This is a genomic window from Acetobacter papayae JCM 25143 (genome assembly GCF_000613285.1).
In the GTDB taxonomy this organism is placed as follows: Bacteria; Pseudomonadota; Alphaproteobacteria; order Acetobacterales; family Acetobacteraceae; genus Acetobacter; species Acetobacter papayae.
Window position 1 is genome coordinate 1 of sequence record NZ_BAIN01000113.1, and the last position, 4,502, is coordinate 4,502.

The 4,502-nt window shown below is 59.8% G+C and carries 2 protein-coding genes and 1 pseudogene; all 3 read left to right on the forward strand.

Annotation, left to right across the window (positions count from 1 at the left end; all coding sequences use genetic code 11):
• A partial coding sequence (zapE, locus tag JCM25143_RS20135; RefSeq protein WP_051543412.1) for a cell division protein ZapE occupies positions 1–1,021 on the forward strand: 1,021 nt, incomplete at its 5' end.
• A gap of 205 nt (positions 1,022–1,226) precedes the next feature.
• A pseudogene (locus JCM25143_RS20140) lies at positions 1,227–4,090 on the forward strand (2-oxoglutarate dehydrogenase E1 component).
• A gap of 127 nt (positions 4,091–4,217) precedes the next feature.
• Positions 4,218–4,502, forward strand: a 285-nt coding sequence (locus JCM25143_RS20145; RefSeq protein WP_035371445.1) for a biotin/lipoyl-containing protein, incomplete at its 3' end; no start/stop codon positions are given.

Below are 4,502 nucleotides of genomic sequence, written 5' to 3' on the forward strand. Positions count from 1 at the left end.
GGCGGCTTTCCGGTCTGGCACGCCGGTTTTTGCAGGCCCCTGCTGCGGCACCCGTGGCGGCGCGCCGCGCGGGCTTTATATTGTGGGGCGTGTGGGGCGCGGCAAAACCATGGTCATGGACCTGTTTTTTGCCTGTGCGCCGGTAGCCAAAAAGGAGCGCGTGCATTTTCTGCGCTTCATGCAGGATGTGCATCAGAAGCTCTACGCGCTCAAAAAAGCCAATCCCGGCATGGCGGACCCTATTCCGCCGCTGGCGCAGGCCATAGCGGCACAAGCGCAGTTGCTGTGCTTTGACGAGTTTCAGGTGAACGACATTGCCGATGCCATGATTCTGGGCCGTCTGTTCGAGGCTCTGTTTGCGGCCGGGGTGGTGATTGTGGCCACATCGAATACCGAGCCGGGGCAATTGTTCCAGAACAGACCGGGCGCTGATGCGTTCAAGCCTTTCATCGCCATTATCCGCCGTGAGCTGGATACGGTGGAACTGGATTCGCCACGAGATTACCGGCGCGGCCGCGAGCAGGATCAGGAAACATGGCTGGTGCCTGTTGATGAGCGCGCACGGGCCCGGTTGCAGCAGGTATTCAGCCGTTATGCAGGGAGCGAGCAGCCCCAGCCCGTACGGCTTGAGTTCAGCGGGCGGGCCTTTGAGGTGGATCAGGCGGCAGGTCCCGTGTGTCGGTTTGATTTCAACTCTTTGTGTGGCAGGCCTCTCGGCCCCAACGACTATCTGGCGCTGGCGCGGCATTTTCCGGTGGTCGTGATCGACAATATTCCGTCCATGGGCATGGATGAAGCCAACCTCGCGCGGCGCTTCATTACTTTGATTGATGCCTTGTATGACAACGGAAACCTGCTTTTTGCCTCGGCTGAAGCCCCCCCGGACAAGCTGTTCACACAGGGCGAGGGATCGGATGCGTTTGCCCGCACCGCATCACGTCTTGCTGAGATGGGGAGCGAAAGCTGGCTGGAACACGGCGCACAGGCGGCACAGCGGGCGCACAGCCTCTCTAGAGCGTGACAGCGCTTGACCTTGTTCCCGTCACAGGGCCGGTCTAGCTCTTTGGAAAGAACGGCCGGGCTACATTGGCTCCGGCTCAGGAATTTCTGAAGGGCGCTCCGTGCCATGCTGCGGAGTGGTGGAAAAATGGTCTGCCTTACGCTGAAGTGCGACACCTTGTCTGGTCAGCAGCGCGGAAAAATCCCGCATCGGGGAGGAAAGTAAGATGGCGGTCACGGATATGCTGGCAACCGCTCTGAACGGTGCCAATATCGCTTACCTTGCGGATCTGTATGCCCAGTGGGCCAAGGATCCGAAAAGTGTTGATCCTTCCTTCGATATTCTCTTTGGCTCTCTGGGTGATGACGAGGCCGCCGTCCTGCAGGATGCGCTGGGTGCCTCATGGGCGCCGCGTCCTTCCATCATCACGGGTGAAGAGGCTCCCCCCCCGGCCAAGGGCGGCCCTGCTGGCGGCCTTGCGGCGCAGGACAGTCTGGCTATTGCCCGTCTGGTGCGTGCCTATCGTGATTACGGGCATCTGGAAGCGACACTCGACCCGCTGGGTCTGAAAGTGCCTGCTCCCCGTGTTGAACTGGACCCCGCCACCTATGGCTTTGGCCCCAAGGATCTGGACCGCGAAGTCTTTTTCGGTTCTCTGATCGACCCGCTGCTAAAGGGTAAGACAACCGGCAAGGTCAAGGACGTTATTGCTGTCCTGCGCGCTGTTTATTGCGGCAGCCTTGGTGCGGAATACATGCAGGCTGCTACGGCGGAACAGCGTGAATGGTTCCGCACCCGCCTTGAGGGCGATAACTGGCAGGCCAGCGTTTCGGTTGAAGAGCGCAAGAGCATCCTGCGGAACCTGACGGAGGCCGAAGGTTTCGAGGCGTTCTGTCAGAAGCGTTATGTAGGCGCCAAGCGCTTTGGGCTTGAAGGGGGTGAAATCTCCATTCCGGCTCTGCATGCCATTATCGACCAGTCCGCCGGGCAGGGCGTACAGTCCGTGGCGATTGGCATGGCCCATCGCGGGCGGCTGAATACGCTGGTGAACATCGTTCGCAAACCTTATGTGGCGATCTTCAACGAATTCGCCGGTGGTTCGTTCAAGCCTGACAATGTCGACGGTTCGGGCGATGTCAAATACCATCTGGGTTCCTCCACCGATGTAGAGGTGGGCGGCAAGCCGGTGCATATCTCGCTCCAGCCCAACCCCTCGCATCTTGAAGCGGTGGACCCGGTTGTATGTGGCAAGGTGCGCGCCATTCAGGATGACTACGGCGATACCGAGCGCAAGACGGCCATGGCCATTGTCATCCATGGTGATGCGGCGTTTGCCGGGCAGGGTATCGTTTACGAAACCTTCTCCATGTCAAAACTGCCGGGCTATCGCACGGGCGGCAGCATCCACATGGTGGTGAACAATCAGGTTGGCTTTACCACCAACCCGAGCTTGGCCATTCTGGTGTTTACGGCACGGATATTGCCAAATCCATCAATGCGCCAGTTCTGCATGTGAACGGGGATGATGCCGAGGCCGTTATCTACGCCTCGCGTCTGGCGGCTGATTACCGGCTCGCTTTTGCCAGCGATATCGTGCTCGATATCGTCTGCTATCGTCGCCATGGCCATAACGAAAGCGATGAGCCGGTGTTCACCCAGCCGGTGATGTACAAGGCCATTGCCAGCCATGAAACGCCGCACACGCTGTATGCCAAAAAGGTGGTGCAGACGGGTGCCATGAGCGATGCGGAAGTGCAGAGCCTGTGGAATGCGTTTCAGGACCGGCTGGAAGAAGACTACAAGGCCGCGCAGTCCTACAAGGTCAACAAGGCCGACTGGCTTGATGGTGACTGGAAAGGCCTGACCGCGCCGGGCACGAAGCCTGAAGAAGCCTGGCCCGAAACCGGGGTGGATGAAGCGGTTCTGAAAAAAATTGGCGAGGCCATCACGACCTCTCCCGATGATTTTAACCTCAATTCCAAGATCGCGCGCCAGCTCAAGGCCAAGGCTGCCATGTTCAGTTCGGGCGAAGGCTTTGACTGGGCCACGGGCGAGGCGCTGGGTTTTGGCTCGCTGCTGCTTGATGGCCACCGTGTGCGCCTGTCGGGCGAGGACTGCCAGCGCGGCACGTTCAGCCAGCGCCATGCCACATGGACCGATCAGGTCAACCAGTCGCTGTATACACCGCTCAACCATGTGCAGGATGGGCAGGCCCGGATCGAGATATGGAACTCCTTCCTGTCCGAATACGGCGTGCTCGGGTTTGAATACGGCTATTCCGTCCGCAATCCCAACACGCTGGTGCTGTGGGAGGCGCAGTTTGGTGACTTCGCCAACTGTGCGCAGGTGATTATCGACCAGTTCATTGCTTCGGGTGAAACCAAGTGGCTGCGTATGTCCGGTCTGGTCATGCTGCTGCCGCATGGGTACGAAGGGCAGGGGCCGGAACATTCCTCCGCGCGGCTTGAGCGCTATCTCCAGCTTTGCGCTGAAGACAACATGTTTGTCTGCAACATCACCACGCCCGCCAACTATTTCCATGCCCTGCGCCGTCAGCTCAAGCTGGACTACCGCAAGCCGCTGATCCTGATGGAGCCCAAATCGCTCCTGCGGCACAAGCTGGCGGTTTCAACTCTGGCGGAATTCGGTGCGGGAACGCGCTTCCAGCCAGTGCTGCCGGAAGTGGATGCACTGGCGGCTGACAAGAGCATCCGTCGTGTCGTGCTCTGCTCGGGTAAGGTCTATTACGACCTGCTGGCCGAGCGGCGCGAGAAAGACATCAAGGATGTTGCCATCCTGCGTGTGGAACAACTCTACCCCTTCCCCGAAGCGCCTCTCGCGGCTGAACTCAAGCGCTATCCTGAAGCGGACATCGTCTGGTGTCAGGAAGAGACGGAAAACGGTGGTGCATGGCACTTTGTGGATCGGCGGATTGAAAAGGCGCTGGAAAAAGCAGGCCATAAGGCAGGGCGGCCCCGTTATGTCGGCCGTGCCGCTGCGGCCAGCCCGGCGACAGGTCTTGCCCGTATCCACGCAGCCGAGCAGGCTGATCTGGTGCAGACGGCGCTGGGCCTGAAGGCGGGCGGCTGAACGGCCGCCCTGCGCGACAGGGTATTGTTCATTTAATCAATCCGTCCGTTGTATGGACATGAAGACCGGTATGGCCACGGGAGCAGCAGGCCATACCGGGAATTTCTGAAAAGAAATGGGGAACAGGATGTCAGTCGAGATCAAGGTGCCGACACTGGGTGAAAGCGTGACGACCGCGACGGTAGCCAAGTGGCTGAAGCAGCCCGGCGAAGCGGTCAAGGAAGACGAACCGATTGTCGAACTTGAAACCGATAAGGTGAGTGTCGAGGTCTCTGCGTCGAAGGCCGGAGTTCTTGGCCCGCAGGTGGCCAAGGAAGGTGACGAGGTTGAAGTGGGCGCACTGCTAACCACGCTTGAAGCAGGCAAGGCGGGCGCGGCCCCGGCTCCTGCGGCCAAACCTGCCCCCGAGGCC